35 protein-coding genes and 1 pseudogene are annotated in these 24682 nt (G+C 65.6%); 4 read left to right on the top strand and 32 right to left on the bottom strand.

Translation table 11 applies throughout. From position 1 onward, the window contains the following. The first annotated feature begins 54 nt into the window (after positions 1 to 54). Together ACFQRE_RS12535 and ACFQRE_RS12530 are read left to right on the top strand one after the other, a co-directional pair. Positions 55 to 720 carry a dihydrofolate reductase family protein gene (locus ACFQRE_RS12535; RefSeq protein WP_380122752.1) on the top strand — a complete coding sequence of 222 codons (666 nt, stop codon included), beginning with the start codon at positions 55 to 57 and terminating at the stop codon, positions 718 to 720. Beyond that, positions 720 to 1283: a dihydrofolate reductase family protein gene (locus tag ACFQRE_RS12530; RefSeq protein ID WP_380122750.1), complete on the top strand. Its 564-nt coding sequence runs from the start codon at positions 720 to 722 to the stop codon at positions 1281 to 1283. Before ACFQRE_RS12535 ends, ACFQRE_RS12530 begins: the two co-directional genes overlap by 1 nt. A 42-nt stretch (positions 1284 to 1325) precedes the next feature. Here ACFQRE_RS12530 and ACFQRE_RS12525 read toward each other — a convergent pair whose 3' ends face one another. The 3 genes from ACFQRE_RS12525 to ACFQRE_RS12515 form a co-directional block, all read right to left on the bottom strand. Continuing rightward, on the bottom strand, positions 1326 to 2348 hold the full coding sequence (locus ACFQRE_RS12525; RefSeq protein ID WP_380122748.1) for an LLM class flavin-dependent oxidoreductase: 1023 nt from the start codon (positions 2346 to 2348) through the stop codon (positions 1326 to 1328). A 58-nt stretch (positions 2349 to 2406) separates the two neighbouring features. Beyond that, the gene (gene map / locus ACFQRE_RS12520) at positions 2407 to 3255 is read right to left on the bottom strand and encodes a type I methionyl aminopeptidase (RefSeq protein ID WP_380122746.1); all 849 of its coding nucleotides are present in this window, start codon (positions 3253 to 3255) and stop codon (positions 2407 to 2409) included. 72 nt (positions 3256 to 3327) lie between these two features. After that, a complete protein-coding gene (locus tag ACFQRE_RS12515; protein WP_380122744.1) occupies positions 3328 to 3885 on the bottom strand; it encodes an NADPH-dependent FMN reductase in 558 nt (185 codons plus the stop codon). A 99-nt stretch (positions 3886 to 3984) separates the two neighbouring features. Here ACFQRE_RS12515 and ACFQRE_RS12510 point away from each other — a divergent pair, with 99 nt between their 5' ends. After that, the gene (locus ACFQRE_RS12510) at positions 3985 to 4470 is read left to right on the top strand and encodes a DinB family protein (protein ID WP_380122742.1); all 486 of its coding nucleotides are present in this window, start codon (positions 3985 to 3987) and stop codon (positions 4468 to 4470) included. 72 nt (positions 4471 to 4542) lie between these two features. On the opposite strand, the gene ACFQRE_RS12505 is transcribed toward ACFQRE_RS12510, so the two are convergent. The 24 genes and pseudogenes from ACFQRE_RS12505 to ACFQRE_RS12390 form a co-directional block, all read right to left on the bottom strand. After that, the gene (locus ACFQRE_RS12505; RefSeq protein ID WP_380122740.1) at positions 4543 to 5103 is read right to left on the bottom strand and encodes an adenylate kinase; all 561 of its coding nucleotides are present in this window, start codon (positions 5101 to 5103) and stop codon (positions 4543 to 4545) included. Continuing rightward, positions 5103 to 6419, bottom strand: a complete 1317-nt coding sequence (gene secY, locus ACFQRE_RS12500) for a preprotein translocase subunit SecY (protein WP_380122738.1) — start codon at positions 6417 to 6419, stop codon at positions 5103 to 5105. Before secY ends, ACFQRE_RS12505 begins: the two co-directional genes overlap by 1 nt. Before the next feature lie 190 nt (positions 6420 to 6609). Beyond that, complete coding sequence (rplO, locus tag ACFQRE_RS12495) at positions 6610 to 7107, bottom strand: 50S ribosomal protein L15 (RefSeq protein ID WP_380122736.1); 498 nt, start codon at positions 7105 to 7107, stop codon at positions 6610 to 6612. Positions 7108 to 7109: 2 nt separating this feature from the next. Continuing rightward, complete coding sequence (gene rpmD / locus ACFQRE_RS12490) at positions 7110 to 7292, bottom strand: 50S ribosomal protein L30 (protein ID WP_009775947.1); 183 nt, start codon at positions 7290 to 7292, stop codon at positions 7110 to 7112. Beyond that, a complete protein-coding gene (gene rpsE / locus ACFQRE_RS12485) occupies positions 7292 to 7963 on the bottom strand; it encodes a 30S ribosomal protein S5 (protein WP_380122734.1) in 672 nt (223 codons plus the stop codon). The genes rpmD and rpsE overlap by 1 nt, the downstream gene beginning before the upstream one ends. Before the next feature lie 49 nt (positions 7964 to 8012). Continuing rightward, a complete protein-coding gene (rplR, locus tag ACFQRE_RS12480; protein ID WP_380122731.1) occupies positions 8013 to 8387 on the bottom strand; it encodes a 50S ribosomal protein L18 in 375 nt (124 codons plus the stop codon). 3 nt (positions 8388 to 8390) lie between these two features. Beyond that, positions 8391 to 8927, bottom strand: coding sequence for a 50S ribosomal protein L6 (rplF, locus tag ACFQRE_RS12475; protein ID WP_380122729.1), 537 nt, complete (start codon positions 8925 to 8927; stop codon positions 8391 to 8393). An 11-nt stretch (positions 8928 to 8938) separates the two neighbouring features. Beyond that, complete coding sequence (gene rpsH, locus ACFQRE_RS12470; protein ID WP_009775951.1) at positions 8939 to 9337, bottom strand: 30S ribosomal protein S8; 399 nt, start codon at positions 9335 to 9337, stop codon at positions 8939 to 8941. 142 nt (positions 9338 to 9479) lie between these two features. Next, complete coding sequence (locus ACFQRE_RS12465; protein ID WP_009775952.1) at positions 9480 to 9665, bottom strand: type Z 30S ribosomal protein S14; 186 nt, start codon at positions 9663 to 9665, stop codon at positions 9480 to 9482. A 1-nt stretch (position 9666) separates the two neighbouring features. Beyond that, positions 9667 to 10230, bottom strand: coding sequence for a 50S ribosomal protein L5 (gene rplE / locus ACFQRE_RS12460; protein ID WP_380122727.1), 564 nt, complete (start codon positions 10228 to 10230; stop codon positions 9667 to 9669). Between the two features lie 5 nt (positions 10231 to 10235). Then, a complete protein-coding gene (gene rplX / locus ACFQRE_RS12455; RefSeq protein WP_380122725.1) occupies positions 10236 to 10583 on the bottom strand; it encodes a 50S ribosomal protein L24 in 348 nt (115 codons plus the stop codon). A 1-nt stretch (position 10584) separates the two neighbouring features. Next, the gene (gene rplN / locus ACFQRE_RS12450; protein ID WP_009775955.1) at positions 10585 to 10953 is read right to left on the bottom strand and encodes a 50S ribosomal protein L14; all 369 of its coding nucleotides are present in this window, start codon (positions 10951 to 10953) and stop codon (positions 10585 to 10587) included. A 105-nt stretch (positions 10954 to 11058) separates the two neighbouring features. After that, on the bottom strand, positions 11059 to 11352 hold the full coding sequence (gene rpsQ, locus ACFQRE_RS12445; RefSeq protein ID WP_380122722.1) for a 30S ribosomal protein S17: 294 nt from the start codon (positions 11350 to 11352) through the stop codon (positions 11059 to 11061). A gap of 32 nt (positions 11353 to 11384) precedes the next feature. Further along, positions 11385 to 11597: pseudogene (gene rpmC, locus ACFQRE_RS12440) on the bottom strand (50S ribosomal protein L29); the annotation flags it as partial. Next, positions 11597 to 12016: a 50S ribosomal protein L16 gene (gene rplP, locus ACFQRE_RS12435; protein WP_009775958.1), complete on the bottom strand. Its 420-nt coding sequence runs from the start codon at positions 12014 to 12016 to the stop codon at positions 11597 to 11599. The gene rplP and the pseudogene rpmC, both read right to left, overlap by 1 nt. Continuing rightward, positions 12016 to 12834 carry a 30S ribosomal protein S3 gene (gene rpsC, locus ACFQRE_RS12430; RefSeq protein ID WP_009775959.1) on the bottom strand — a complete coding sequence of 273 codons (819 nt, stop codon included), beginning with the start codon at positions 12832 to 12834 and terminating at the stop codon, positions 12016 to 12018. The genes rplP and rpsC overlap by 1 nt, the downstream gene beginning before the upstream one ends. 2 nt (positions 12835 to 12836) lie before the next feature. Further along, entirely contained in the window at positions 12837 to 13235 is a 399-nt protein-coding gene (gene rplV / locus ACFQRE_RS12425; RefSeq protein WP_380122719.1) for a 50S ribosomal protein L22, read from the bottom strand. Further along, positions 13235 to 13516, bottom strand: coding sequence for a 30S ribosomal protein S19 (rpsS, locus tag ACFQRE_RS12420; protein ID WP_380122716.1), 282 nt, complete (start codon positions 13514 to 13516; stop codon positions 13235 to 13237). Before rpsS ends, rplV begins: the two co-directional genes overlap by 1 nt. A 17-nt stretch (positions 13517 to 13533) precedes the next feature. After that, positions 13534 to 14370, bottom strand: coding sequence for a 50S ribosomal protein L2 (gene rplB, locus ACFQRE_RS12415; RefSeq protein ID WP_009775962.1), 837 nt, complete (start codon positions 14368 to 14370; stop codon positions 13534 to 13536). Positions 14371 to 14401: 31 nt separating this feature from the next. Further along, positions 14402 to 14707 (bottom strand): 50S ribosomal protein L23, encoded by a 306-nt coding sequence (gene rplW, locus ACFQRE_RS12410; RefSeq protein WP_009775963.1) that lies wholly within the window; start codon positions 14705 to 14707, stop codon positions 14402 to 14404. After that, the gene (gene rplD, locus ACFQRE_RS12405; protein WP_380122713.1) at positions 14704 to 15723 is read right to left on the bottom strand and encodes a 50S ribosomal protein L4, sunset domain variant; all 1020 of its coding nucleotides are present in this window, start codon (positions 15721 to 15723) and stop codon (positions 14704 to 14706) included. The genes rplW and rplD overlap by 4 nt, the downstream gene beginning before the upstream one ends. A gap of 8 nt (positions 15724 to 15731) precedes the next feature. After that, positions 15732 to 16388 carry a 50S ribosomal protein L3 gene (rplC, locus tag ACFQRE_RS12400; RefSeq protein WP_380122711.1) on the bottom strand — a complete coding sequence of 219 codons (657 nt, stop codon included), beginning with the start codon at positions 16386 to 16388 and terminating at the stop codon, positions 15732 to 15734. 10 nt (positions 16389 to 16398) lie between these two features. Continuing rightward, positions 16399 to 16707, bottom strand: a complete 309-nt coding sequence (gene rpsJ, locus ACFQRE_RS12395; RefSeq protein WP_009775966.1) for a 30S ribosomal protein S10 — start codon at positions 16705 to 16707, stop codon at positions 16399 to 16401. A 448-nt stretch (positions 16708 to 17155) separates the two neighbouring features. Next, positions 17156 to 17740 carry a hypothetical protein gene (locus ACFQRE_RS12390; RefSeq protein ID WP_380122709.1) on the bottom strand — a complete coding sequence of 195 codons (585 nt, stop codon included), beginning with the start codon at positions 17738 to 17740 and terminating at the stop codon, positions 17156 to 17158. A 236-nt stretch (positions 17741 to 17976) separates the two neighbouring features. Here ACFQRE_RS12390 and ACFQRE_RS12385 point away from each other — a divergent pair, with 236 nt between their 5' ends. Next, the gene (locus tag ACFQRE_RS12385) at positions 17977 to 19002 is read left to right on the top strand and encodes a family 43 glycosylhydrolase (RefSeq protein WP_380122707.1); all 1026 of its coding nucleotides are present in this window, start codon (positions 17977 to 17979) and stop codon (positions 19000 to 19002) included. A 231-nt stretch (positions 19003 to 19233) separates the two neighbouring features. On the opposite strand, the gene tuf is transcribed toward ACFQRE_RS12385, so the two are convergent. The 5 genes from tuf to ACFQRE_RS12360 all read right to left on the bottom strand — a co-directional run bounded on the left by tuf (position 19234) and on the right by ACFQRE_RS12360 (position 24583). Then, positions 19234 to 20430, bottom strand: coding sequence for an elongation factor Tu (tuf, locus tag ACFQRE_RS12380; RefSeq protein ID WP_380122705.1), 1197 nt, complete (start codon positions 20428 to 20430; stop codon positions 19234 to 19236). 160 nt (positions 20431 to 20590) lie between these two features. After that, entirely contained in the window at positions 20591 to 22708 is a 2118-nt protein-coding gene (gene fusA, locus ACFQRE_RS12375) for an elongation factor G (protein WP_009775970.1), read from the bottom strand. A 144-nt stretch (positions 22709 to 22852) separates the two neighbouring features. After that, positions 22853 to 23323, bottom strand: coding sequence for a 30S ribosomal protein S7 (gene rpsG / locus ACFQRE_RS12370; RefSeq protein WP_009775971.1), 471 nt, complete (start codon positions 23321 to 23323; stop codon positions 22853 to 22855). Beyond that, the gene (gene rpsL, locus ACFQRE_RS12365; protein ID WP_009775972.1) at positions 23323 to 23697 is read right to left on the bottom strand and encodes a 30S ribosomal protein S12; all 375 of its coding nucleotides are present in this window, start codon (positions 23695 to 23697) and stop codon (positions 23323 to 23325) included. Before rpsL ends, rpsG begins: the two co-directional genes overlap by 1 nt. A 352-nt stretch (positions 23698 to 24049) precedes the next feature. Next, positions 24050 to 24583 carry a GNAT family N-acetyltransferase gene (locus ACFQRE_RS12360; RefSeq protein WP_380122702.1) on the bottom strand — a complete coding sequence of 178 codons (534 nt, stop codon included), beginning with the start codon at positions 24581 to 24583 and terminating at the stop codon, positions 24050 to 24052. Positions 24584 to 24682 lie beyond the last annotated feature (99 nt).

The following is a 24682-nucleotide window of genomic DNA, read 5'->3' as shown; positions in this document are numbered from 1 at the left end:
CTCTAGCCTGAGTTCTGGTTGCACTTCGCAATCACTCTCGCCAAGGAGCACGACATGTCCATCGTTCGGGTCGCAGCGTTCACCATCTCCGTCGACGGCTTCGCCAGTGGTGAGGGCCAGTCACTCGACACACCGTTCGGTCATGCCGGCGAGCGCCTCCATGCGTGGATGTTTCCGCCCGAGACCGGCGGTCAGACCAAGGCCAAGTACGGCGTCGACGGAGCCCTCGCCGCTGTGAGCTACGACGACGGGTCGGTCGGCGCGGAGATCATGGGACGGCGCAAGTACTGGCCCTACCCCGGCCCGTGGACCGACGACACGTGGCGCGGATGGTGGGGAGAGAACCCGCCCTTCCACACCCCGGTCTTCGTGATGACGCACCACCCCCACGAACCGATCCAGATGGAGGGCGGGACGACGTTCCACTTCGTCGACGGCACCCCCGAGCAGGTCCTGGCCACGGCGCGTGAGGCCGCGGGTGACCTCGACGTTCGCATCGGCGGTGGTGCCATGGTCGTGCGCGAGTTCCTCAAGGCCGGCCTCGTCGACGTCCTTCACCTCGTCATCGCGCCCATCGTCCTGGGTCGCGGCGAGTCTCTCTGGGAGGGCCTCGAAGGCATCGAGTCCCAGTTCGACATCCAGACCGTGACCTCCGCCAGGCCGGGCTACGTCCACCAGTTCTGGCAGCGCAAGGGTCTCGGCCAGACAGAGGTGTCCTGATGGGACGCCTGCGCTACGGGATGATCGTCTCCCTCGACGGTTACGCCCGTGACACTTCGGGCTCGTTTGCCTGGGCGAGACCCGACCACGATCTGCACTCGTTCGTCAACGAGCAGGAGCGCGACGTGCGGACCCACGTCTACGGCCGGGGCCTGTGGGAGACGATGCGCTACTGGCAGGACCCCCCTCCGGGCGAGCTCGGCGCACCCGAGCACGACGAGTTCGCCGCCATCTGGCAGCAGACCGACAAGGTCATCGTGTCTACGACGATGGACCCGCCTCCCGAGCCCCGGACCGAGCTCTGGGACCATCTCGACCTCGATCGACTCGCCACCCTGGTGCGAGAGAGCCCGACCGACGTGAGCATCGGCGGACCGACCCTCGCGTCACACGCCCTCAAGGCGGGGCTGGTGGACGAGATCACGGCATACGTCATGCCTCACGTCGCCGGCGGCGGACTCCCCTGGCTGCCTGACGGCTTCACATCCAAGCTCACACTGCGCGAGCAACGCGCCTTCGACAGCGGCGCCGTCGCCCTCATCTATGACCTTGAAAACCTATGACGTGCGAGTGAGTGACGTGACGAGCCCGTAACCGGACCCACGTCAGTCGCGCCAGCCCAGGGCCGGAGCCACGTGGGTGAGGATGCTCTCGAGAATGTGGGCGTTGTAGTCCACGCCGAGCGTGTTCGGGATCGTCAGGAGCAGGGTGTCCGCCGCTGCAATGGCCTCGTCCTGCGCGAGCTGGCGCACCAGCTCGTCCGGCTCTGCGGCATACGACTTCCCGAAGCGAGCGAGCCCACCGTCGATCATCCCGACCTGGTCGGTGCTGCGCCGGTCCGCGCCGAAGTAGGCATGATCCTGTGCCGTCACCAGCGGGAAGATGCTGCGGCTCACCGACGTCCGCGGTGTCCGCTCGTGGCCGGCCTCGCGCCAGGCGTCCTGGAACATCTGGATCTGCTCGGCCTGCAGCTGGTGGAAGGGGACACCCGTGTCCTCGGTGAGCAGCGTCGAGCTCATGAGGTTCATCCCCTGCTGTGCGGTCCACACTGCGGTCGCGCGGGTGCCGGCCCCCCACCAGATGCGGTCGCGCAGGCCCGCGGAGTGCGGTTCGACGCGCAGCAGACCGGGCGGGTTGGGGAACATCGGGCGTGGGTTGGGCTCGGCGAATCCGTCGCCGTCCAACACGGTGAGGAACTCGGCCGTATGCCGTCGCGCCATGTCGGCGTCCGACTCACCTTCACGGGGGTCGTGACCAAAATGCCGGTAGCCGTCGATGACCTGCTCGGGCGATCCTCGGCTGATACCGAGCTGAAGTCGTCCCTGCGCGATGAGGTCCGCCGCTCCGGCGTCCTCGGCCATGTAGAGCGGGTTCTCGTAGCGCATGTCGATGACGCCCGTGCCCAGCTCGATCCGGCGCGTCTTCGCCCCGGCGGCGGCGAGCAGCGGGAAGGGCGACGCGAGCTGCTGGGCAAAGTGGTGCACCCGGAAGTACGCCCCGTCGGCACCCAGTTCCTCGGCCGCGACCGCCAGTTCGATCGACTGCAGCAACACATCGGACGCCGTGCGGACTGCCGACTGCGGGTGAGGGTTCCAGTGGCCGAAGGACAGGAATCCGATGCGCTTCATACCTGCATTCAACACCGCGGATCGCGGCGCATTCCTCGCGCCGGGCTCAGGCCTCGGGTCAGGCGAGCGGCGCGTAGGCAACGCCGAGTTCGCGCAGCTTCGCCTCGCCGCCGTCGACGGCCGTAAGGACCCACAGGCCCTGAGCCGTCGCGGCCACGGTGTTCTCCCAGTGGGCGGCACGTGAGCCATCGTTGGTGACGACCGTCCAGTCGTCCTCGAGGACCCGATTGGCCTCGGCGCCGAGAGTGATCATCGGCTCGATCGCAATGGTCGTGGCGTCGACGACGGTCGGCCCCTTGCCGCTCACGCGGTAGTTCGGGACCTGAGGATCCATGTGCATCGACGTGCCGATGCCGTGACCGACATAGTCCTCGACGATGCCGTACTCCCGCCCACGCCGCTCCCCCGATGCGGTGATGCTGTCCTCGACGGCCTCGCCGACGGCATACAGGCTCTTGCCGACCGCCAGGGCCGCGATGCCGGCCCACATCGAAGCCTCGGTGTCATCGATGAGTTCGAGATCCTCGGGACGCCCGGCCTCACGGCCGCCGACGATGATCGAGAGGGCTGCATCGCCGTGCCAGCCCTCGATGATCGCGCCGCAGTCGATGGAGAGCAGGTCACCCTCCTCTAGCACCCGACCCCCGGGTATGCCGTGCACGACCTCCTCGTTGACAGAGGTGCAGAGCGTGCCGGTGAAGCCGTGATAGCCCAGGAAGCTCGGGGTGCCCCCACCGTCGCGGATGTGCGCTTCGGCCAGAGCGTCGAGCTCCTTGGTCGTCATGCCCGGCTTGACCGAGTCACGGGCCAGCTCGAGCGTCCGACCCACGAGCAGCCCGGCCGCCCGCATGAGCAGCACCTGCTCGTGAGTCTTGGCCTCGATGCGCTCACGTCCGAACAGTCCCATGCCCCGCAACCTACAGCCGCGCCTCCCGCTCCCCCGAATCACGAAGGGGCGAGAGGCGCGCAAGGGCTGGGATCAGGACTGGGCCGGGACCTCGTCGAGGTCGAGAACCTTGCTGTGCAGGGTCTCGAGGAGGTCGCGCAGCCCGCTGGCAGCTGCGTCACCATCGAGGACGACACCCTCGGTGCTGAGCTGCTCGGGGAAGCTCAGGCCCACGGAGCCGACGACTTCGGCCTTGACGTGCGTGAGGACCTTGGTGAGGTCCGCGACTGCGTCGGTCGCGCCCGACCAGCCGTAGCCGACGAGAGCAACGGGCTTGGCGTTCCACTCGGCGAAGAGGTAGTCGATGGCGTTCTTGATCGGCGCCGGGAAGCTGCGGTTGTACTGCGGGGTCACGACGACCACCGCGTCGGACTCGAAGATCTCACTCGCCCAGGCCTGCGTGTGGGGCTTGGCGTAGTTGCCCTGCATGGGCATGCCCTCCTCGTCGAGGAACGGCAGCCCGATCTGCGCGAGGTCGAGGACCTTGACCTCCCACTGCTCGGGGTCGGCCTGCTCACTCACCCATTGGGTGACCGTGTGGCCGATGCGGTTCGGACGGGTACTGGAGACGATGATGCGCAATTGATTCACATTTCAACCAACAGGGTATGCCGGGTGCGCATTCCCGGACCGCCGCACCGTGCGCTCGGCGGGGCCGGCCCGTGGCTGGGTGAGCCTAGGGTGGCCGACATGGACCGCGAACGTGAGAACCTCGCCGCTGCCCTGGCCAGCGCCCGGCGTCATGTGCTGAGGCAGGTGGAGGGACTCGACGACTCGGCGATGCGGCGACCGGTGCTCCCTTCGGGCTGGAGCGTGCTGGGCCTCCTCCGTCACCTCACCCTGTCGGACGAGCGCTACTGGTTCGAGGTCGTCGTCGCGGGCGAGCCGTTCGACTGGTGGCCCGAGGGCAAGGACGCGGACTGGCGTGTCTCCCCCGACGAGTCAGCCGACGACATCGTCGCGGCCTACCGGGCAGCGATCGGCGCCTCGGACGCGATCCTGTCCACCCATGCACTCGACGCTGCTCCGAGGCATCGCGAAGCCACCTGGGACAGCGACGACTTCACCGACGTGCGCGACATCGTCCAGCACGTCATCCTCGAGACCGCGACCCACGCTGGACAGCTCGACGCCGTGCGCGAGCTCATCGACGGCCGCCAGTACATCGTGCTCTGAACCCAGCAACACCGAAGGCGGGGTATGCCGGGACGTGAGTCCCGGCATACCCCGCCTTGTCGTGTTGAGAGGTCAGCTCAGCGCGGAGATGATCCGCTCGCTGACCTCGTCGACCTCACCGAGACCATCGACCTCGACGAGCAGACCGCGCTCGCCGTAGATCTCGACCAACGGAGCGGTCTCGCGGCGGTAGATCGCCTGCCGCTCACGGATGACGTCCTCGGTGTCGTCGGCGCGACCCTCGATCTCGGCCCGCTTGAGCAGGCGGCCGACGACCGCGTCCTCGTCGACGGTGAGTGCGAGGACCTTGTCGAGGCCGTGGTCGTGCTTGGCGAGCATGGCCTCCAGCGCGGTGACCTGACCGGTCGTGCGCGGGTAGCCATCGAGCAGGAAGCCCGGCTCGCAGTCGTCCTGGGCCAGCCGGTCCTCGACAATCGCGTTGGTGATGTCGTCGGAGACGTAGCCGCCGGCAGCGGTGATCTCCTGGACCTGCTTGCCGAGGTCCGTGCCGTTCTTGATGTTGGCGCGGAAGATGTCACCCGTGGAGATCGCGGGGATCCCGAAATGCTCTGCGATACGGGCAGCCTGGGTGCCCTTGCCTGCTCCGGGGGGGCCGAGAATGATCAGACGCATTAGCGGAGGAACCCTTCGTAGTGACGCTGCTGCAGCTGGGACTCGATCTGCTTCACGGTCTCGAGTCCGACCCCGACGATGATCAGGATCGAGGTGCCACCGAACGGGAAGTTCTGGTTGGCACCGACGAGGACGAGAGCGAGCAGCGGAATGATCGAGATCAGCGCGAGGTAGATCGCACCCGGGACGGTGATACGGGTGAGGACGTACTGAAGGTATTCCGCCGTGGGTCGCCCGGCTCGGATACCCGGAATGAAGCCGCCGTACTTCTTCATGTTGTCGGCGACCTCAGTGGGGTTGAACGTGATCGAGACGTAGAAGAACGTGAAGAAGAGGATGAGCGCCGTGTAGGTCAGGCCGTAGGCCCAGGTGTCGCCGCCGGCGTAGTTGGCATCGATCCAGTCCACCCAGCCCGGCGAGGTCCCGTCAGCCTTGCGGTTGAACTGCGCGAGCAGCGTCGGGAGCGCGAGCAGCGAGCTGGCGAAGATGACCGGGATGACACCGGCCATGTTGACCTTGAGCGGGATGTAGGTCGAGGTGCCGCCGTAGACGCGACGCCCCACCATCCGCTTGGCGTACTGGACCGGGATACGGCGCTGGCTCTGCTCGACGAAGACCACCAGGGCGATGATGACGAAGCCCATCAGGATGATCCCGATGAAGATGTCCCAGCGACCTTCCTTCTGCTGGATCGCCCAGAGGGCGCCGGGGAAGGACGCCGCGATCGAGGTGAAGATCATGATCGACATGCCGTTGCCGACACCGTGGTCGGTCACGAGCTCACCGAGCCACATGACGAGGCCGGTACCGGCCGTCATCGTGAGCACCATAATGAGGATCGTGACGATCGAGTCGTCGGTCAGGATGTTGGTGCACGCCGGGTTCGCGAACAGCTGCGACGGGTTCTGCGCGAAGGTGATGAAGGTCGCCGACTGCAGCACGGCCAGGGCGATCGTCAGATAACGCGTGTACTGCGTCATCTTCGACTGCCCGGCCTGGCCCTCCTTCTTGAGGGCCTCGAACTTGGGGATCACCACCGTGAGGAGCTGGATGATGATGCTCGCCGTGATGTAGGGCATGATCCCCAGCGCGAAGATCGACAGCTGGAGCAAGGCCCCACCGCTGAAGAGGTTCGCCAGGCCAAGCAGGTCGTTGGCCTCCCCCGCACCCTTCTGGCACGCCTGGATGAGCGAGTAGCTCACGCCGGGCGTCGGCACCTGGGCGCCAAGGCGGTACAGAGCGATGATCCCAAGCGTGAACAGGATCTTCCTGCGCAGGTCGGGCGTCTTGAACGCGCGGCCGAAAGCGGTGAGCACAGGTCCTCCAGGTGGGCGGCGGTAGCCGCGTCAGTGGTGATCGACGAACAAAGATACCCCGGCGTCGTCCGCGGTCGGCGACCGCAGTCTTCTCAGGGGGTCAAACGACGTATGCCGCAAGGCGAGTTCCCGGATTGCCTCCGGGAACCGCGCCCTGCGGCATACGCACTGCTGTTGTCAGCGACCCAGATCAGATCTGGGTGGCCGAACCGCCTGCGGCGACAATCTTGTCCTTGGCGGACGAAGAGAACGCGTTGGCGGTGACGTTCACGGCAACGGTGATCTCGCCGGTGCCAAGCACCTTGACGAGCTCGTTGTCGCGAACCGCACCCTTGGACACGAGATCCTCGACGCTCACGTCTCCACCATCGGGGAAGAGCGAGGACAGCTTGTCGAGGTTCACGACCTGGTACTCGGTCTTGAACGGGTTCTTGAAGCCGCGCAGCTTCGGAAGACGCATGTGGAGGGGGGTCGAGCCACCCTCGAAGCGCTCCGGAACCTGGTAGCGGGCACTCGTACCCTTGGTTCCACGACCTGCGGTCTTACCCTTCGAGCCCTCACCACGACCCACACGGGTCTTGGCGGTCTTGGCTCCCGGGGCGGGACGCAGGTGGTGGACCTTGAGCGCCGAACCGCCGTTGGCGGATCCCGAGGACTGAGCCTCGGTGTTCTTCTGCTTCTCAGCCATGATCACTCAACCTCCTCGACGGCAACGAGGTGCGTCACCGTCTTGACCATCCCGCGAATCTCGGGACGGTCCTCCTTGACGACGACGTCGCCAATGCGCTTGAGACCGAGGCTGCGCAGCGTGTCACGCTGGTTCTGCTTGCCGCCGATCCCTGAACGGGTCTGAACTACCTTGAGACGAGCCATCACGCACCTGCCTTGGCCTCGGCGATGCCAGCAGCCTGGGCGCGGAGCATCGCAGCGGGGGCAACTCGGTCCACGGGAAGGCCGCGACGGGCAGCAACGGCCTCGGGACGCTCAAGCTCCTTGAGAGCCTGGACGGTCGCGTGGACGATGTTGATCGCGTTGGACGAACCGAGGCTCTTGGAGAGCACGTCGTGAACGCCGGCGCACTCGAGAACCGCACGCACCGGGCCACCGGCAATGACACCGGTACCGGGGCTGGCGGGACGGAGCATGACGACGCCGGCAGCGGCCTCACCCTGGACGGGGTGCGGGATCGTGCCCTGGATGCGCGGGACCTTGAAGAACTCCTTCTTGGCCTCCTCGACACCCTTGGCGATCGCGGCAGGAACTTCCTTGGCCTTGCCGTAGCCGACACCCACGGTGCCGTCTCCGTCACCGACGACGACGAGGGCGGTGAAGCTGAAGCGACGACCACCCTTGACGACCTTGGACACACGGTTGATGGTCACGACTCGCTCGAGGTACTGGCTCTTCTCGGCCTCACGGCCGCCACCACGACGGTCGTCGCCGCGGCCACCGCGACGGTCTCCGCCGCCACGGTTGTCGCTGCGCTCGCCACCGGCGGCGTTTGCGGTTGCGGGACCGGTGCCTCGACGCTGGGGTCCGGGCATCAGATGTTCCTTCCAGAAACGGTGTCAATCACAGAATTCTTCGCACGGGTCACAGCGACAGCCCACTTTCGCGGGCGCCATCGGCGATGGCCGCAACGCGACCGTGGTACTTGTTGCCGCCACGGTCGAAGACAACAGCCTCAACGCCAGCAGCCTTGGCACGCTCGGCCACGAGCTCGCCGACCTTCTTGGCCTTGGCGGTCTTGTCGCCCTCGATGGAGCGGACGTCGGCCTCCATGGTCGACGCCGACGCGAGGGTCTTGCCCACGGTGTCATCGACAACCTGGACGAAGACGTGACGCGACGAGCGCGACACGACGAGACGGGGACGCACTGCCGTGCCCGCGACATGCTTGCGGAGACGAACGTGGCGACGGCCGCGCGCGGCGACCTTGCCCTTGGCACGCTTGATGATCATTCCCATGGCCTACTTACCAGCCTTTCCGACCTTGCGGCGGATGTGCTCGCCGGCGTAACGCACGCCCTTGCCCTTGTACGGGTCAGGCTTTCGGAGCTTGCGAATGTTGGCGGCCACCTCACCGACGAGCTGCTTGTCGATGCCCTCGACCTGGAACCTGGTGGGGTTCTCGACAGTGAAGGTGATGCCCTTCGGCGGCTCGACCGTGATCGAGTGCGAGTAACCGAGTGCGAACTCGAGCGAACCGCCCTTGTTCTGCACGCGGTAACCGGTGCCGTGGATCTCGAGCTTCTTGACATAGCCCTCGGTCACACCGAGAACCATGTTGTGGATGAGCGAGCGGGTCAGACCGTGGAGCGAACGCGACTCGCGCTCGTCATTCGGGCGGCTGACCTGCACCTGGTCATCGTTCTTCTCAACCTGAATGGGCTGAGCCACCGTGTGCGCGAGTTCGCCCTTGGGACCCTTGACCTTGACGGTCTGGCCCTCGACGTTGATCTCGACACCGGAGGGGATGGCAACCGGAAGACGTCCGATGCGCGACATGTCAGATCCCCTTACCAGATGTAGGCGAGGACTTCCCCACCCACACCCTTGCTAGCGGCCTGCCGGTCTGTCAGCAGACCAGAAGACGTCGAGATGATGGCGACACCGAGTCCACCGAGAACCTTCGGGAGGTTGGTCGACTTGGCGTAGACGCGCAGTCCGGGCTTGGACACGCGACGCACACCGGCGATGGAACGCTCGCGGTTGGGGCCGTACTTGAGGTTGACGGTCAAGGTCTGTCCGACCTCGGCCTCCTCGACGGTCCAGCCGGCGATGTAACCCTCGGCCTCGAGGATCTCCGCGATGTGCGACTTGAGCTTGCTGAACGGCATGGCAACCGTGTCCTTGTGCGCCGAGTTGGCGTTCCGGACGCGGGTCAACATGTCCGCAATCGGGTCAGTCATTGTCATTGGGCTTCTCCGCCCTCTCTCACCGTGGTTTCATCCGGGGCTGCTGCTCCGGCTGACCTTCGATGTAGATGGTTTTGGGGTATGCCGCGGGTGCGGCGTGATCTCGGCTGCGCCGAGACCGGGATGGCTGAGTCAGCCGTGGTCACCAAGAAGACTTCGTGATACCGGGGAGCTCGCCGCGGTGGGCCATCTCCCGGAAGCAGATTCGGCACAGGCCGAACTTGCGGTACACGGCGTGGGGACGGCCGCAGCGCTGGCAGCGCGTGTAACCGCGCACCTTGAACTTCGGCTTCTTGTTGGCCTTGTTGACAAGAGCAGTCTTCGCCATCTCAGCTGTTCTCCTTGAACGGGAAGCCGAGCGCCTTGAGCAGCGCGCGTCCCTCGTCGTCGTTCGTCGCGGTGGTGACGATGGTGATGTCCATGCCCCGGACGCGGTCGATCTTGTCCTGGTCGATCTCGTGGAACATTGACTGCTCCGTGAGGCCGAAGGTGTAGTTGCCGCGACCGTCGAACTGCTTCGGGCTCATGCCACGGAAGTCACGGATGCGGGGAAGAGCGACCGAGATGAGGCGGTCGAGGAACTCCCACATGCGGTCGCCACGCAGCGTGGTGTGCGTGCCGATCGGCATGCCCTCACGCAGCTTGAACTGGGCGATCGACTTGCGAGCCTTGGTGACAACCGGCTTCTGGCCGGTGATCGCCGTGAGGTCGCGCACCGCGCCGTCGATGAGCTTGCTGTCCTTGGCTGCATCGCCGACACCCATGTTGACGACGACCTTGACGACGCCGGGAACCTGCATGACGTTGGCGTAACCAAACTGCTCCAGCAGGCTCGCGCGGATCTCGTCCGCGTAGCGCTGCTTGAGGCGGGGCTTCGTAACAGTCTCAGTCATCTGGTTCACAGGTCCTTGCCCGAGCGCACGGCGACGCGGGTACGGGTCGCCTTCTGGCGCCCGTCACGCTCGACGGTCTCGACGCGGGTCTTGGTACGGGTCGGCTTCTTGTCCGAAGGGTCGACGACGGCCACGTTGCTCACGTGGATCGGCGACTCCTGGACGACGAGGCCACCGGTCTGGCTGCCACGGGCAGTCTGGCCGGCCTTGGTGTGACGGGTCACGCGGTTGACGCCCTCGACGAGCACGCGGTTCTTCTCACGGTCGACAGAGATGACCTTGCCGGTCGAACCCTTGTCCTTGCCCGTGAGCACCTGGACGGTGTCGCCCTTCTTGATGCCAAACTTCGCCATGTCAGAGCACCTCCGGCGCCAGCGAGATGATCTTCATGAACTTCTTGTCGCGCAGCTCGCGGCCCACCGGGCCGAAGATGCGCGTGCCACGAGGGTCACCATCGGTCTTGAGCAGCACAGCTGCGTTCTCATCGAACTTGATGTAGGAACCGTCTGGACGACGGCGCTCCTTCTTGGTGCGGACGATGACCGCCTTGACGACATCGCCCTTCTTGACGTTGCCACCGGGGATGGCGTCCTTCACGGTGGCGACGATGGTGTCGCCGATACCGGCATACCGGCGACCCGAGCCCCCGAGAACACGGATGCAAAGGATTTCCTTGGCACCGGTGTTGTCGGCGACGCGTACTCGCGACTCCTGCTGGATCACTTATCTGTCTCCTATACGTCGTGCTGGTTCTCTGCTAAGCCGGTGGGCAGCAAAGCCTGGCCGAACTTTCGGGGGGCGCGGGGGGCCTGGCCCCCCCGCAAAGTATTACTTGGCCTTCTCGAGGATCTCGACCACGCGCCAGCGCTTGGTCGCCGAGAGCGGGCGGGTCTCCATGATGAGGACGCGGTCACCGATGCCGGCGACGTTCTCCTCGTCGTGTGCCTTGACCTTGCTGGAGCGACGCAACACCTTGCCGTACAGGGCGTGCTTCACGCGGTCCTCGACCTCGACGACAACAGTCTTGTCCATCTTGTCGCTGACCACGTAACCCTGGCGGGTCTTGCGGTAGTTGCGTGCCTGCGTTTCGGCCACGGTCTCGTCCTTCACGTTCTCACTCACTTGCTCTCCTCCGACTTCGCCGGGCCGGAGCCGATGCCGAGCTCGCGCTCACGCATTTCGGTGTAGATCCGGGCGATGTCCTTGCGGACGGCGCGCAGCCGACCGTGGTTGTCGAGCTGGCCGGTGGCGGACTGGAACCGCAGGTTGAACAGCTCCTCCTTGGCCTTGCGCAGCTCGTCGACGAGACGATCCTCGTCGAATCCACGCAGCTCGTTGGAGATCAGGTCCTTGGAACCGATAGCCATCAGAAGTCACCACCTTCACGCTGGACGAAGCGGCACTTCATCGGCAGCTTGTGCATTGCCAGACGCATGGCTTCACGCGCGACCTCTTCGGACACACCGGAGATCTCGAACATGATGCGGCCGGGCTTGACGTTGGCGATCCACCACTCGGGCGAACCCTTACCGGAACCCATGCGGGTCTCAGCCGGCTTCTTGGTCAGCGGGCGGTCGGGGTAGATGTTGATCCACACCTTTCCACCACGCTTCATGTAGCGGGTCATCGCAATACGAGCGGACTCGATCTGACGGTTGGTCACGTAGGCCGGCTCGAGAGCCTGGAGGCCGTAGTCACCAAACGCGATGGTCGTCCCACCCTTGGCAGCGCCCGAACGACCCGGGTGGTGCTGCTTGCGGTGCTTGACGCGACGGGGAATCAACATCAGCTGGACGCTCCCTCAGTGGTCACTGCCGAAGTCGTGTCGGCTGCGGGGGCCTCGGTCGCCTGGGGAGCCTGGGTCTCCGGACGGTCGCGACGAGCGCGAGCCGGACGGTCGGCACCTTCGCGACGCGGCGGGCGGCCCTGGCGCGGCGCGGTGGCCTGCTGGGCAGCGAGCTCACGTGCGGTGACGTCGCCCTTGTAGATCCAGACCTTCACACCGATGCGGCCGAAGGTGGTGCGGGCCTCGTAGAAGCCCACGTCGATCTGCGCGCGGAGGGTGTGCAGCGGCACACGGCCTTCGCGGTAGAACTCGGTGCGGGACATCTCAGCGCCGCCGAGACGGCCGGAGACCTGGACGCGGATGCCCTTGGCACCTGCGCGGGTCGCCGACTGCATGCTCTTGCGCATGGCACGACGGAACGAGACACGAGCAGAGAGCTGCTCGGCAACGCCCTGGGCCACGAGCTGAGCATCGGTCTCGGGGTTCTTGACCTCGAGGATGTTCAGCTGGACCTGCTTGCCCGTGAGCTTCTCGAGCTCGCCGCGGATGCGGTCGGCCTCGGCGCCACGGCGACCGATGACGATGCCCGGACGTGCCGTGTGGATGTCCACGCGGACGCGGTCACGGGTGCGCTCGATCTCGACCTTGGAGATGCCTGCACGCTCCATGCCCTCGGACATGAGCTTGCGGATGGCGACGTCTTCCTTGACGTAGTCGCGGTAGCGCTGACCCTCCTTGGTGGAATCAGCGAACCAACGGCTGCGGTGCTCGGACGTGATACCCAGGCGGAAGCCGTGCGGGTTGACTTTCTGACCCATGTTCAGCGGCCTCCCTTCGAGTTCTTTGCCTGCTTGGGTGCAACGACCACGGTGATGTGGCTCGTGCGCTTGTTGATGCGCGAGGCGCGGCCCTGCGCACGCGGACGGAAACGCTTCATGGTCGCGCCCTCATCGACGAACGCGGACGTGATGAAGAGCTCGTGCTCGTCGAAACGCTCGGCGGTCTTGTCGGCCTTGAACCGGGCGTTCGCGATGGCGCTCTCGAGCACCTTCAGGATCGGGTCCGATGCACCCTGCGGGGCGAAGCGCAGCGTGGCAATGGCCTCGGTTGCGTTCTTGCCGCGGATCAGGTCGATGACGCGACGCGCCTTCTGCGGGGTGACTCGCACGGAGCGGGCCTGGGCCCGAGCCTCGAGAGTCACGGTGTCGTTGGTAGGCATCAGCGGCGCCGGCCCTTCTTGTCGTCCTTCACGTGACCCTTGAAGGTGCGCGTGCGTGCGAATTCGCCGAGCTTGTGGCCGACCATCGACTCGGTGACGAACACCGGGACGTGCTTGCGGCCGTCGTGGACGGCGAGAGTGTGACCGAGCATGTCCGGGCTGATGACCGAACGGCGCGACCAGGTCTTGATGACGTTCTTGGTGCCCGCTTCGTTCTGGACGTCGACCTTCTTCTGAAGGTGGTCGTCGATGAAGGGGCCCTTCTTCAAGCTACGAGGCATGTGTCAATGGCTCCTTGTCAGCGCTTCTTGCCAGTGCGGCGTCGGCGGACGATCATCTTGTCGCTCGGTTTGCCCGGGCGACGGGTGCGGCCTTCGGCCTTGCCCCAAGGGGAGACCGGGTGACGACCACCGGAGGTGCGGCCTTCGCCACCACCGTGCGGGTGGTCGACCGGGTTCATGACGACACCACGGACGGTCGGGCGCTTGCCCTTCCAGCGCATGCGGCCGGCCTTGCCCCAGTTGATGTTGGACTGCTCGGCGTTGCCGACCTCACCGATCGTCGCGCGGCAGCGCGCGTCGACGTTGCGGATCTCGCCGGACGGCATACGCAGCTGGGCGTAGGGACCGTCCTTGGCAACAAGCTGGACGCGGACGCCGGCCGAACGCGCGATCTTCGCGCCGCCACCGGGGCGGAGCTCGACAGCGTGAATGACCGTACCGGTCGGGATGTTGCGCAGCGGGAGGCTGTTGCCGGGCTTGATGTCGGCGCCAGGACCGTTCTCGATGTTGGCGCCCTGCTCCAGACCCTTGGGGGCCAGGATGTAGCGCTTCTCACCATCTGCGAAGTGCAGCAGAGCGATGCGGGCGGTGCGGTTGGGGTCGTACTCGATGTGAGCGACCTTGGCCGGGATGCCGTCCTTGTCGTGGCGACGGAAGTCAATGAGTCGGTAGGCGCGCTTGTGGCCACCACCGATGTGACGCGTCGTGATGCGACCGTTGTTGTTACGGCCACCGCTCTTGGTGAGCGGACGCACGAGCGACTTCTCAGGCGTGGTGCGCGTGACCTCGACGAAGTCGGCGACGCTAGAGCCGCGACGGCCAGGCGTCGTCGGCTTGTACTTGCGGATACCCATGTCGTGTTTCCTTAAGTTCCTCAGTCGTCTCTCAGGCGCCAGCGCTGCCGAAGATGTCGATCGTGCCCTCGCGGAGGGTGACGATCGCGCGCTTGGTGTCCTTGCGCTTGCCCAGTCCGAAGCGGGTGCGCTTGGTCTTGCCCTTGCGGTTCAGCGTGTGGACCGAGTCGACCTTGACGTTGAAGATCTCTTCAATGGCGATCTTGATCTCGGTCTTGTTCGAGCGCGGGTCCACCAGGAAGGTGTACTTGCCCTGGTCGAGCAGTCCGTAGGACTTCTCGGAGACAACCGGCGCCAGCAGGATGTCGCGCGGGTTCTTTGCGATTGCAGGACTCACTTGACGTCCTCCTTGTCATCCGTGGCGATCGTCTGGGCAGCTTCGCCACCGGCCGGGACGAACCCGGCGGCCTTGGCGGCGTCCGCAGTGCGGAACCAGACCTCGGCCTCAGTGGCGTCATACCAACGCGAACCAGCCACGTGGTACTTCATGGAGTCCTTGTTGCCCTTGATGTCGAAGCCCGCAGGTGCGGTGCCGTCCTCGAGAGCAGCGTGGCTGTCGGCGCCGAAGCCACCGTCAACCTCAGCCTCGGCGGCCGTGGTTTCGACGACCTTCGCCGGCTTCTCAGCCTTTGTCGGCTTCTCAGCCTTCGCGGGCTTCTCAGCCTTGGGGGCCTTGGCAGCCTTGGCGGCAGGAGCCTCGACGACCTCGACCTCGACCTCAGCGGTCTTGACCTTGGCAACCGGGCCAGCGACGAACGCGTCGAACGCGGCCTGCGTGAAGACCACGTCGTCGGCGCAGAGCACGTCGTACGTGTTGAGCTGGTCGGCGACGATGACGTGGAGGTTCGTCAGGTTGCGCACCGACTTCAGCGAAACGATGTCACTGCGGTCGAGGACGACGAGCATGTTCTTGCGCTCGGTCAGCCCTGCGAGCAGTGCCACGGCTTCCTTGGTCGAGGGCGCGTCACCCGTGACGAGTGAAGCAACGACGTGGATGCGGCCGTGACGAGCGCGGTCGGAGAGGGCGCCGCGCAGGGCAGCAGCCTTCATCTTCTTGGGGGTGCGCTGCGAGTAGTCACGCGGCGTCGGTCCGTGGACGACGCCACCACCGGTCCAGTGCGGCGCGCGGGTCGAGCCCGCACGGGCGCGGCCGGTGCCCTTCTGACGGTGCGGCTTGCGACCACCACCGCGGACTTCGCCGCGGGTCTTGGTCGAGTGCGTGCCCTGGCGCGCCGCGGCGAGCTGGGCGACGACGACCTGGTGGATCAGGGGGATGTTGGTCTGCACGTCGAAGATCTCGGCGGGCAGGTCGACCGAAATCACGTTCGCGGTCTGCGTTGTCTGGGTAGCCATAACTGCGCTCACGCTCCCTTCACGGCGTTGCGGACGAGCACGACCGCGCCACGGGGGCCGGGAACCGCGCCCTTGACGAGCAGCAGCCCCTTGTCGGCGTCGACGGCGTGGATCGTGAGGTTCTGGGTGGTCTGACGCACGCCACCCATACGGCCGGCCATGCGCATGCCCTTGAAGACACGACCCGGGGTGGCGCAGCCACCGATCGAGCCCGGCTTGCGGTGGTTCTTGTGCGAACCGTGGGAGGACGAGACGCCGTGGAAGCCGTGACGCTTCATGACACCGGCGAAGCCCTTGCCCTTGGTCGTGGCGGAGATGTCGACGGCCTGTCCGGCCTCGAACGTCTCGGCGGTGAGCTCCTGGCCCAGCGAGTACTCGCCAGCGTCCGCGGTGCGGAGCTCGACGAGGTGGCGGCGCGGCGTGACGCCGGCCTTCTCGAAGTGGCCGGTGAGCGGCTTGGTCACCTTGCGCGGGTCGATCGCGCCGAACGCGATCTGCACCGCGGCGTAGCCGTCGGTCTCGGCGTTGCGCACCTGCGTCACGACGCAGGGCCCGGCCTCGATGACGGTGACGGGGATGAGCCTGTTGTCGGCGTCCCACACCTGGGTCATGCCGAGCTTCTTGCCCAGCACACCCTTCACGGTCTTGGTTGCAATGTCAGTCATCTGTCAACCCTCAGAGCTTGATCTCGATGTTGACGTCAGCCGGGAGGTCGAGACGCATCAACGAGTCGACAGCCTTGGGCGTCGGGTCGATGATGTCGATGAGGCGCTTGTGGGTGCGCATCTCGAAGTGCTCGCGGCTGTCCTTGTACTTGTGCGGCGAACGGATGACCACGAAAACGTTCTTCTCCGTGGGCAGCGGCACAGGGCCGACCACCGTTGCGCCGGCACGGGTCACCGTGTCGACGATCTTCCGCGCCGAGTTGTCGATGACCTCGTGGTCATACGACTTCAAGCGGATGCGGATCTTCTGTCCCGCCATCTTGGCTTCCGTCTCTCTCTCGCCGTCTTCTTACTTCTGTCTTTGGTCGATCCTCAGGTCCGACCCCCGAGGTCGGGCGTGTCGCGCCCGCTCCGCGGCCCGACGGCATACGCATTCCTGCGTCAGTCCGTCGGATGAATCGGAACTCCGTTGAATCGGAGCCGCTTTGCCTGCCGTGTGTCGCCCCGGCTTGACCGGTTCGAGTGGTTCTCACGTGCAGTGGTGGTCCGAACCCGACGAGTGGTCGAGGGGATGCGTCCCACACCAAGCAACTGGACAATAGTGCCAGAGGCGGGGGCGACCTACCAAATCGAGTCCGGGCCACACGGCATCCCCGCGCTCGTGGCGCGTCGCTCTCGTTGCTCGGGCAACGCAGCGGCCCCCGCGGTTCACGTCCCGCGAGGGCTGCTGCGAGGACATCGAAGCGATGTCATTGATCAGGGCGGGATCAGCGAGGCCCCCCGCCGAGCACGCCGGCGTCGAGGGCCTTGAGCACGGACGCCTTGTCGGCTGCCGTCAGCTTGCCGGCCTTGACCGCAGCGTCGAGCTTGTCCGAGAGCGCCGTGCGGTGCTCCGCCGTCCGGGTTGCGCGAACCTTCTCGAGGGCCGCGGTGACCTTGTCCGTGCTCACACCGAGTTCCTTGGCCAGAGCCGCGACGTATGCCGTCTGCCTGGCTTCGCGGTCGGCGTCCGTCGGCTTCGTACCCTCAGCGGGCTTCTCGGCGGGTTTGGAGGCCTCCCTCACCTCCTCGATGGCTGCCTGGACCTTGGCCTCGTCCAGACCGAGGGCCTTCGCGAGCGCACTGGCGTCAGCGCCCTTGAGGCCGCCCTTGCCATGCCCCGGGCCGCCTCGTTCGCCGGCACGCTCCCCCGGTGCGGTCGCCGATGGCGCCTCGCCACTCTGGGTCGACGACGACGTGCTCGGGGTTGGGGTGGTTTCGGCGAGGGCTTGGCTGGCCCCGAGGCCGACCGTGGCGATCGCGGCTGCTCCGGCCACACCGGCGAGGGCGGCCGTCTTGGTGATCCTGGGCATGGAGGGTTCCTCTCGTTGCAGTCGAACCCGGGGTGGTCGACCGTCGTCCCTCCACCGTGGCCCCCGCAACTGGACCCTGCGTATGCCGTACCTGTCACGAACCTGTCAACCGCTCAGCACTTCAGGTGCCCAGTCCCGGATGCGCACTCGCACCCTTGCCGGATGGCCGAGCCTGAGTACTGTTCGACCCACCGGGGGGTCAACGAGGATTCCCCGTCGACTCTATGGGGGAATCCATGTCAACAAGGATGCGCGCTGCCTGCGCGACCTTTGCTTCGATGCTCATCGCCGTGGGGGTGGCGCTGCCAGCGCAGGCCGAAGACCCACGCTTCCACGACACAGGGCTCACGTTTGCCGACCCGGGCTTCATCGAGACCCCAGAGGGAGTGACGATCCACGGCACGGGGGGTGTGGAACTCGACGATGGCACAGTCGGCGCCTTCCCCGCCGCCACGGCTCTCTCCTACGACGGCACGTACAGCCTGCAGCCACCCGGGGCTTCCCTGCCAGTCCTGCCCGACTGGGTCGGCCTCGCGCCGACCATGGGTCGACGACTGTGGGCGCCCAGCGTCATCGAGGTGAACGGCACCTACGTCATGTATTACACAGCCTGGAATGGAGACAAGAAGCGCAACTGCATCGGCATCGCGACGGCGTCCCTCGTGGACGGCCCGTTCGTCGAGGAAGGTGAACCCCTCTGCGCTCCGTCCGGGGCTGGGACCAAGGCCGAGGCCATCGACCCCAGCGCATACATCTCCGTCGAGGGTCGGTGCTACATGCTCTTCAAGACGAGCCAGAACAAGAACAGAGAGAACTTCAAGATCTGGGCCCAGAAGATGAGTACCAACTGCGTCACGCCGCAGGAGGAAAGTCCAAGGGTCAAGGTGAAGAGCAAGAACAGGATCGAGGCGCCGTTCATCCTCAACCCCAGTGAGGTCGGGGGAAGTGTCTACATGTTTGTCTCGCGCAAGAACTTCGCCACCTGCGACTACAACATCGAAGTGTGGCGGGCGGACGAAATGTGGGACGGCGACTTCACCAAGGAGAGGGTCCTGCTCAACCAGGAGAATTCAGGACTCTGTGGTCCCGGCGGCGCCACTGTCATCGACAGCAAAGAAGAGGGGACGCGAATCGCGTTCCACTCCTGGGACGTCCCCGATCCCAGCAATCCCGCCACGGTGCTGGATCCGGCCACGACGCCACGTAAAACCTGGACCGCGAAGATCAGCTGGGACAAGAAGGGTCGACCGCGGATCAGCTGATCTGCGCCCTCGGCGCCAGGGGGCGCAGAGCGTGGGCGAGGGCGCAACGATCGTTGCGCCCTTCGTCAGGCTGAGCGCCGCTGGTGCCGAGCGCCAGGTGCGTGACGGCATACGCCTCATTGAATCGCGGTTGGCCGCCGAAGGGCGCGCGAACATGCGGAAGGGCCCCACACCTCTTGCGAGGTGTGAGGCCCTTCTCGAGTGCGTCAGTGACGCAGTCGGTCGTTCAGATCACGCGGTGATCTTGGTGACGCGACCGGCGCCGACGGTCCGGCCACCCTCACGGATGGCGAACTTGAGGCCCTCTTCCATGGCGATCGGCTGAATGAGCTCGACCGACATCTCGGTGTTGTCGCCGGGCATGACCATCTCGGTGCCCTCGGGCAGCTTGACGACGCCGGTGACGTCCGTGGTGCGGAAGTAGAACTGGGGACGGTAGTTGTCGTAGAACGGCGTGTGACGGCCACCCTCATCCTTGGACAGGATGACAACGTTCGCCTCGAAGTTCTTGTGAGGCGTGATCGAGCCCGGCTTGCAGATGACCTGGCCGCGCTCGACGTCCTCGCGCTTGATGCCACGGATGAGCAGGCCGACGTTCTCGCCCGCACGACCCTCGTCGAGGAGCTTGCGGAACATCTCGATGCCGGTGACGGTCGTCTTGGTCGCGGGACCCTCGTGGATGCCGACGATCTCGACGTCCTCGTTGACGTTCAGGATGCCGCGCTCGATACGACCGGTGACGACGGTGCCACGACCGGTGATCGTGAACACGTCCTCGACGGGCATGAGGAACGGCTTGTCAACGTCGCGCTCGGGCTCGGGGACCGACTCGTCGACGGCGTCCATGAGCTCCATGACGGTTGCGCCCCACTCGGCGTCGCCCTCGAGCGCCTTGAGCGCCGAGACCTTGACCACGGGAACGTCGTCGCCGGGGAACTCGTAAGCCGAGAGCAGCTCACGAACCTCCATCTCGACGAGCTCGAGGATCTCCTCATCGTCGACCATGTCGGCCTTGTTGAGGGCCACGACGATGTAGGGGACACCAACCTGGCGAGCCAGGATGATGTGCTCCTTCGTCTGCGGCATCGGGCCGTCAGTGGCGGCGACAACGAGAATCGCACCGTCCATCTGAGCAGCACCGGTGATCATGTTCTTCACGTAGTCCGCGTGACCGGGGCAGTCAACGTGTGCGTAGTGACGCTTCTCGGTCTGGTACTCGATGTGCGCGATCGAGATCGTGATACCGCGCTGCTTCTCTTCGGGTGCCTTGTCGATGTCGTCGAACGCGAACTGCGGGTTCAGGTCCGGATACTTGTCGTGCAGGACCTTGGAGATCGCAGCAGTCAGCGTCGTCTTACCGTGGTCAATGTGACCAATGGTGCCGATGTTGACGTGCGGCTTGGTCCGCTCGAACTTTGCCTTCGCCACTTTTTGTCCTCCTCAGGACTCTTCTTTGGTGAAACGCTTCACGGCCGTGCAGGACGTGGCGTCGTTCTGGGGGTTGTGCATGTGGTTGTTCTGGAACGCAGTCGATACGGCAGGCGTGCCGACGTCTTGCCCAGATCCGGACCAGCGACCAGTCTAGCGGTCACTCGCCCCGGGTCTTGGCGATGATCTCTTCGGCAACGGACTTGGGGACCTCTGCGTAGGAGTCGAACTCCATCGAGTAGTTCGCCCGGCCCTGCGTCTTCGACCGAAGGTCTCCGACATAACCGAACATCTCGGACAGCGGAACAATGCCCTTCACGACCTTGGCACCGCTGATGTCTTCCATGGCCTGGATGTGGCCACGGCGCGAGTTGATGTCGCCGATGACGTCGCCCATGTACTCCTCGGGCGTACGCACCTCGACGGCCATCATCGGCTCGAGGATCACGGGGTCGGCCTTGCGGACGGCCTCCTTGAGCGCCATCGACCCAGCGATCTTGAACGCCATCTCCGAGGAGTCGACGTCGTGGTAAGCACCATCGAGCAGCGAGGCCTTGATGCCGACGAGCGGGTAGCCGGCGAGCACGCCGTACTGCATGGCGTCCTGGATACCGGCGTCGACCGACGGGATGTACTCGCGCGGGATGCGGCCACCGGTGACCTTGTTCTCGAACTCGTAGAGCTCGCCGGACTCGGTCGTGTCCAAGGGCTCCAGACGGATCTGGATCTTGGCGAACTGGCCCGAGCCACCGGTCTGCTTCTTGTGGGTGTAGTCGTGCTTCTCGACCGTGCCCTTGATGGTCTCGCGGTAGGCGACCTGCGGCTTGCCGACGTTGGCCTCGACGTTGAACTCGCGCTTCATGCGGTCGACGAGGATGTCGAGGTGGAGCTCGCCCATGCCGGCGATGATCGTCTGGCCCGTGTCCTCGTCGAGGTGGACCTGGAAGGTCGGGTCCTCGGCCGAGAGCTTCTGAATGGCCGTGGAGAGCTTCTCCTGGTCACTCTTGGTCTTGGGCTCGATCGCGACCTGGATGACCGGGTCCGGGAACGTCATCGACTCGAGCACGATCTGCTGGTCGGGGTCACTCAGGGTGTCACCCGTCGTGGTGTCCTTCAGACCGATCGCGGCGTAGATGTGGCCGGCGAGGGCCTCGTCGACCGGGTTCTCCTTGTTGGCGTGCATCTGGAAGAGCTTCCCGATGCGCTCCTTCTTGCCCTTGGTCGTGTTGACGACCGCGGTGCCGGCGGAGATGTGGCCGGAGTAGACGCGGATGAAGGTCAGCGTCCCGAAGAACGGGTGCGTCGCCACCTTGAACGCCAGCGCCGAGAACGGCTCCGTCGTGTCCGGCTTGCGCGTCAGCTCGACCTCCTCGTGGTTCGGCTTGTGGCCGACCATCGGGGGGACGTCGATCGGCGAGGGGAGGTAGTCCACGACCGCGTCGAGCATCGGCTGGACGCCACGGTTCTTGAACGCCGAACCACACAGGACCGGGTAGAGCTCGGAACGCACGGTGAGCGTGCGGATGCCGGCCTTGATCTCGGCAACGGTGAGGTCCTCGCCACCGAGGTACTTCTCCATGAGGGTGTCGTCGGACTCGGCGACCCGCTCGATGAGGTGGTGGCGGTACTCGTCAGCCTTGGCCTGGAGGTCTGCGGGGATCTCCTGGACCTCGTACTTGGCACCCATCGTCACGTCACCCTTGGAGTCACCGGGCCACACGAGAGCGCGCATCTCGACGAGGTCGATGACCCCGAGGAAGTCGTTCTCCGCGCCGATGGGCAGCTGGATCACGAGCGGCTCCGCGCCGAGGCGGTCCTTGATGGTGTCGACGGTGAAGTAGAAGTCCGCGCCGAGCTTGTCCATCTTGTTGACGAAGCAGATGCGGGGGACGTTGTACTTGTCGGCCTGACGCCACACGGTCTCGGACTGGGGCTCAACGCCCTCCTTGCCGTCGAAGACTGCAACGGCGCCGTCGAGGACGCGCAGCGAGCGCTCGACCTCGACCGTGAAGTCGACGTGACCGGGGGTGTCGATGATGTTGACCTGGTTGGCGCCCCAGAAGGAGGTCACGGCGGCAGACGTGATCGTGATGCCGCGCTCCTTCTCCTGCTCCATCCAGTCGGTCGTGGACGCGCCATCGTGCGTCTCACCGATCTTGTGGTTGACACCGGTGTAGAAGAGGATGCGCTCCGTCACCGTGGTCTTGCCGGCGTCGATGTGGGCCATGATGCCGATGTTGCGGACCTTGGTCAGGTCCGTCAGGACGTCGAGTGCCACTCGGTTTTCTCATCTCGCTCGTTGCGGAAGTTCTGCGTGCTGTGTTTTGTGCGGTGCTGCTGTGTCGTGCGGGTGCAGTTCCAACGGAACTGCGGGCTCCGGTATGCCGGGAGCGCAAGGCGCGCACCCGGCATACCGGGAAAATCACCAGCGGTAGTGCGCGAAGGCCCGGTTGGACTCGGCCATCTTGTGCGTGTCCTCGCGACGCTTGACTGCAGCGCCGAGGCCGTTGGAGGCGTCGAGGATCTCGTTCATGAGGCGCTCGGTCATCGTCTTCTCACGACGCTGACGCGAGTAGCCGACGAGCCAGCGCAGCGACAGGGTCACGGCGCGGTTGGGCTTGACCTCGATCGGGACCTGGTAGGTCGCACCGCCGACGCGGCGGGACTTGACCTCGAGGGTCGGCTTGATGTTGTCGAGCGCGCGCTTGAGCAGCAGCACGGGGTCGGTGCCGGTCTTCTCGCGGGCACCCTCGAGGGCGCCGTAGACGATCGTCTCGGCGATGGACTTCTTGCCATCGAGGAGGATCTTGTTGACCAGCTGGGTCACCAACGGGCTCTGGTAGACCGGGTCGATGAGGAGCGGGCGCTTCGGAGCGGGGCCTTTACGGGGCATTACTTCTTCTCCTTCTTGGCGCCGTAACGGCTGCGAGCCTGCTTGCGACCCTTGACACCCTGGGTGTCGAGCGAGCCGCGGATGATCTTGTAGCGAACACCGGGGAGGTCCTTCACACGGCCACCACGAACGAGCACGATGGAGTGCTCCTGGAGGTTGTGACCCTCACCGGGGATGTAGGCGGTGACCTCGATGCCGGAGGTCAGCTTGACGCGCGCGACCTTGCGGAGCGCGGAGTTCGGCTTCTTGGGGGTGGTGGTGTACACACGCGTGCACACGCCGCGGCGCTGCGGAGAGCCCTTGAGGGCAGGAGTGGTCGTCTTCGTGACCTTGTCCTGCCGGCCCTTGCGCACCAGCTGGTTGATGGTAGGCAACCTGGATCCTTTGTCTGTCTGGTCGATGTCACGGCGGATGCCGCAACTCCTTGTGTTGTCCGGTGCTCGACCCCCGCGTTCGGGTGTGTCGCACCAGGTGCTCTCCCCTGCACTCCCCATTCCAGCCCGCAGCGCGGTGAAGCGACACGGTCGTGGTGTGGGTTGCCCGGCGAGAGGTGGGCGGTCACGTTCCGTGGGCGCTCGGCGCCCTGCACATGACCAACGTCTGGGCCTAGCCAGACACGGTGATCAACGATACCGGTATGCCGGTGGGGCACCAAATCGCGCCAGCCCGCACCCCCTCGGCTGCACTTCGCAATCAGAGCGGGGTCAGGCTTCGAGTCGGGCAGGGTCAGGCTTCAAGTCTTTCAAAGGCCGGCGCATATCGGAAAGGCCCCGCCTGCTCGGGCCTCCACGCACGAAGCGTCTTGATCTGGAAGTACTTCTCCTCCCAGGGGCCGGGCGAGCCGACGCCGAGCCCGGAGGCCGTGACAAAGCCGAAATGCCCGTAGTACTCCGGGTCGCCCAGCAGCACGATCGCGGCGTCCCCACGCTGCTCGGCCGAGGCGATGACCGAGGCCATGAGGGCGGCGCCGATCCCCTGCTGCTGCAGTGCGGGCGCCACGGCGATCGGCCCGAGGCCCACGCAGGGCCTCTCCCCCATCGTCGCCGCCGAGCACATCACGTGGCCCACGACAGCACCGTCGAGCTCGGCCACGAACGTCAGCTCGTCGATGACGTCGCCGTCCCCACGCAGTTCGTCGATCAGAGCCGACTCGACGGATCGAGCGGCTCCCTCGACTCGCGAGAAGGCATCGTCGTGGAGCGCGGCGATGCCCGCGTGGTCGTCGACGCCCTCGCGCCGGATGATCATGTCGTCACGCATGGGCTCACCCTCTCACCTCGTTGGGGACGACGAAGGGCGGGTATGCCGTGTGAGTGACTCACACGGCATACCCGCCCTTGCGTTTGTTCAGTTCAACCG

The sequence above is a fragment of the Knoellia pratensis genome, assembly GCF_042666395.1.
GTDB classification, from domain to species: Bacteria; Actinomycetota; Actinomycetes; order Actinomycetales; family Dermatophilaceae; genus Knoellia; species Knoellia pratensis.
Note: the sequence above shows the minus strand (reverse complement) of the source record. Positions and strands in the feature narration are given on the sequence as shown.

Excerpts from the sequence above, each read along its gene's own strand:
- ACFQRE_RS12535 (WP_380122752.1), top strand. The coding sequence starts at position 55 with ATGTCCATCGTTCGGGTCGCAGCGTTCACCATCTCCGTCGACGGCTTC.
- ACFQRE_RS12530 (WP_380122750.1), top strand. The coding sequence starts at position 720 with ATGGGACGCCTGCGCTACGGGATGATCGTCTCCCTCGACGGTTACGCC.
- ACFQRE_RS12525 (WP_380122748.1), bottom strand. The coding sequence starts at position 2,348 with ATGAAGCGCATCGGATTCCTGTCCTTCGGCCACTGGAACCCTCACCCG.
- map (WP_380122746.1), bottom strand. The coding sequence starts at position 3,255 with ATGGGACTGTTCGGACGTGAGCGCATCGAGGCCAAGACTCACGAGCAG.
- ACFQRE_RS12510 (WP_380122742.1), top strand. The coding sequence starts at position 3,985 with ATGGACCGCGAACGTGAGAACCTCGCCGCTGCCCTGGCCAGCGCCCGG.
- ACFQRE_RS12505 (WP_380122740.1), bottom strand. The coding sequence starts at position 5,103 with ATGCGTCTGATCATTCTCGGCCCCCCCGGAGCAGGCAAGGGCACCCAG.
- rplO (WP_380122736.1), bottom strand. The coding sequence starts at position 7,107 with ATGGCTGAGAAGCAGAAGAACACCGAGGCTCAGTCCTCGGGATCCGCC.
- rpmD (WP_009775947.1), bottom strand. The coding sequence starts at position 7,292 with ATGGCTCGTCTCAAGGTAGTTCAGACCCGTTCAGGGATCGGCGGCAAG.
- rpsE (WP_380122734.1), bottom strand. The coding sequence starts at position 7,963 with ATGCCCGGACCCCAGCGTCGAGGCACCGGTCCCGCAACCGCAAACGCC.
- rplR (WP_380122731.1), bottom strand. The coding sequence starts at position 8,387 with ATGGGAATGATCATCAAGCGTGCCAAGGGCAAGGTCGCCGCGCGCGGC.
- rplF (WP_380122729.1), bottom strand. The coding sequence starts at position 8,927 with ATGTCGCGCATCGGACGTCTTCCGGTTGCCATCCCCTCCGGTGTCGAG.
- rpsH (WP_009775951.1), bottom strand. The coding sequence starts at position 9,337 with ATGACAATGACTGACCCGATTGCGGACATGTTGACCCGCGTCCGGAAC.
- ACFQRE_RS12465 (WP_009775952.1), bottom strand. The coding sequence starts at position 9,665 with ATGGCGAAGACTGCTCTTGTCAACAAGGCCAACAAGAAGCCGAAGTTC.
- rplE (WP_380122727.1), bottom strand. The coding sequence starts at position 10,230 with ATGACTGAGACTGTTACGAAGCCCCGCCTCAAGCAGCGCTACGCGGAC.
- rplX (WP_380122725.1), bottom strand. The coding sequence starts at position 10,583 with ATGGCGAAGTTTGGCATCAAGAAGGGCGACACCGTCCAGGTGCTCACG.
- rplP (WP_009775958.1), bottom strand. The coding sequence starts at position 12,016 with ATGTTGATTCCCCGTCGCGTCAAGCACCGCAAGCAGCACCACCCGGGT.
- rpsC (WP_009775959.1), bottom strand. The coding sequence starts at position 12,834 with ATGGGTCAGAAAGTCAACCCGCACGGCTTCCGCCTGGGTATCACGTCC.
- rplV (WP_380122719.1), bottom strand. The coding sequence starts at position 13,235 with ATGCCTACCAACGACACCGTGACTCTCGAGGCTCGGGCCCAGGCCCGC.
- rpsS (WP_380122716.1), bottom strand. The coding sequence starts at position 13,516 with ATGCCTCGTAGCTTGAAGAAGGGCCCCTTCATCGACGACCACCTTCAG.
- rplB (WP_009775962.1), bottom strand. The coding sequence starts at position 14,370 with ATGGGTATCCGCAAGTACAAGCCGACGACGCCTGGCCGTCGCGGCTCT.
- rplD (WP_380122713.1), bottom strand. The coding sequence starts at position 15,723 with ATGGCTACCCAGACAACGCAGACCGCGAACGTGATTTCGGTCGACCTG.
- rplC (WP_380122711.1), bottom strand. The coding sequence starts at position 16,388 with ATGACTGACATTGCAACCAAGACCGTGAAGGGTGTGCTGGGCAAGAAG.
- rpsJ (WP_009775966.1), bottom strand. The coding sequence starts at position 16,707 with ATGGCGGGACAGAAGATCCGCATCCGCTTGAAGTCGTATGACCACGAG.
- ACFQRE_RS12390 (WP_380122709.1), bottom strand. The coding sequence starts at position 17,740 with ATGCCCAGGATCACCAAGACGGCCGCCCTCGCCGGTGTGGCCGGAGCA.
- ACFQRE_RS12385 (WP_380122707.1), top strand. The coding sequence starts at position 17,977 with ATGTCAACAAGGATGCGCGCTGCCTGCGCGACCTTTGCTTCGATGCTC.
- rpsG (WP_009775971.1), bottom strand. The coding sequence starts at position 23,323 with ATGCCCCGTAAAGGCCCCGCTCCGAAGCGCCCGCTCCTCATCGACCCG.
- ACFQRE_RS12360 (WP_380122702.1), bottom strand. The coding sequence starts at position 24,583 with ATGCGTGACGACATGATCATCCGGCGCGAGGGCGTCGACGACCACGCG.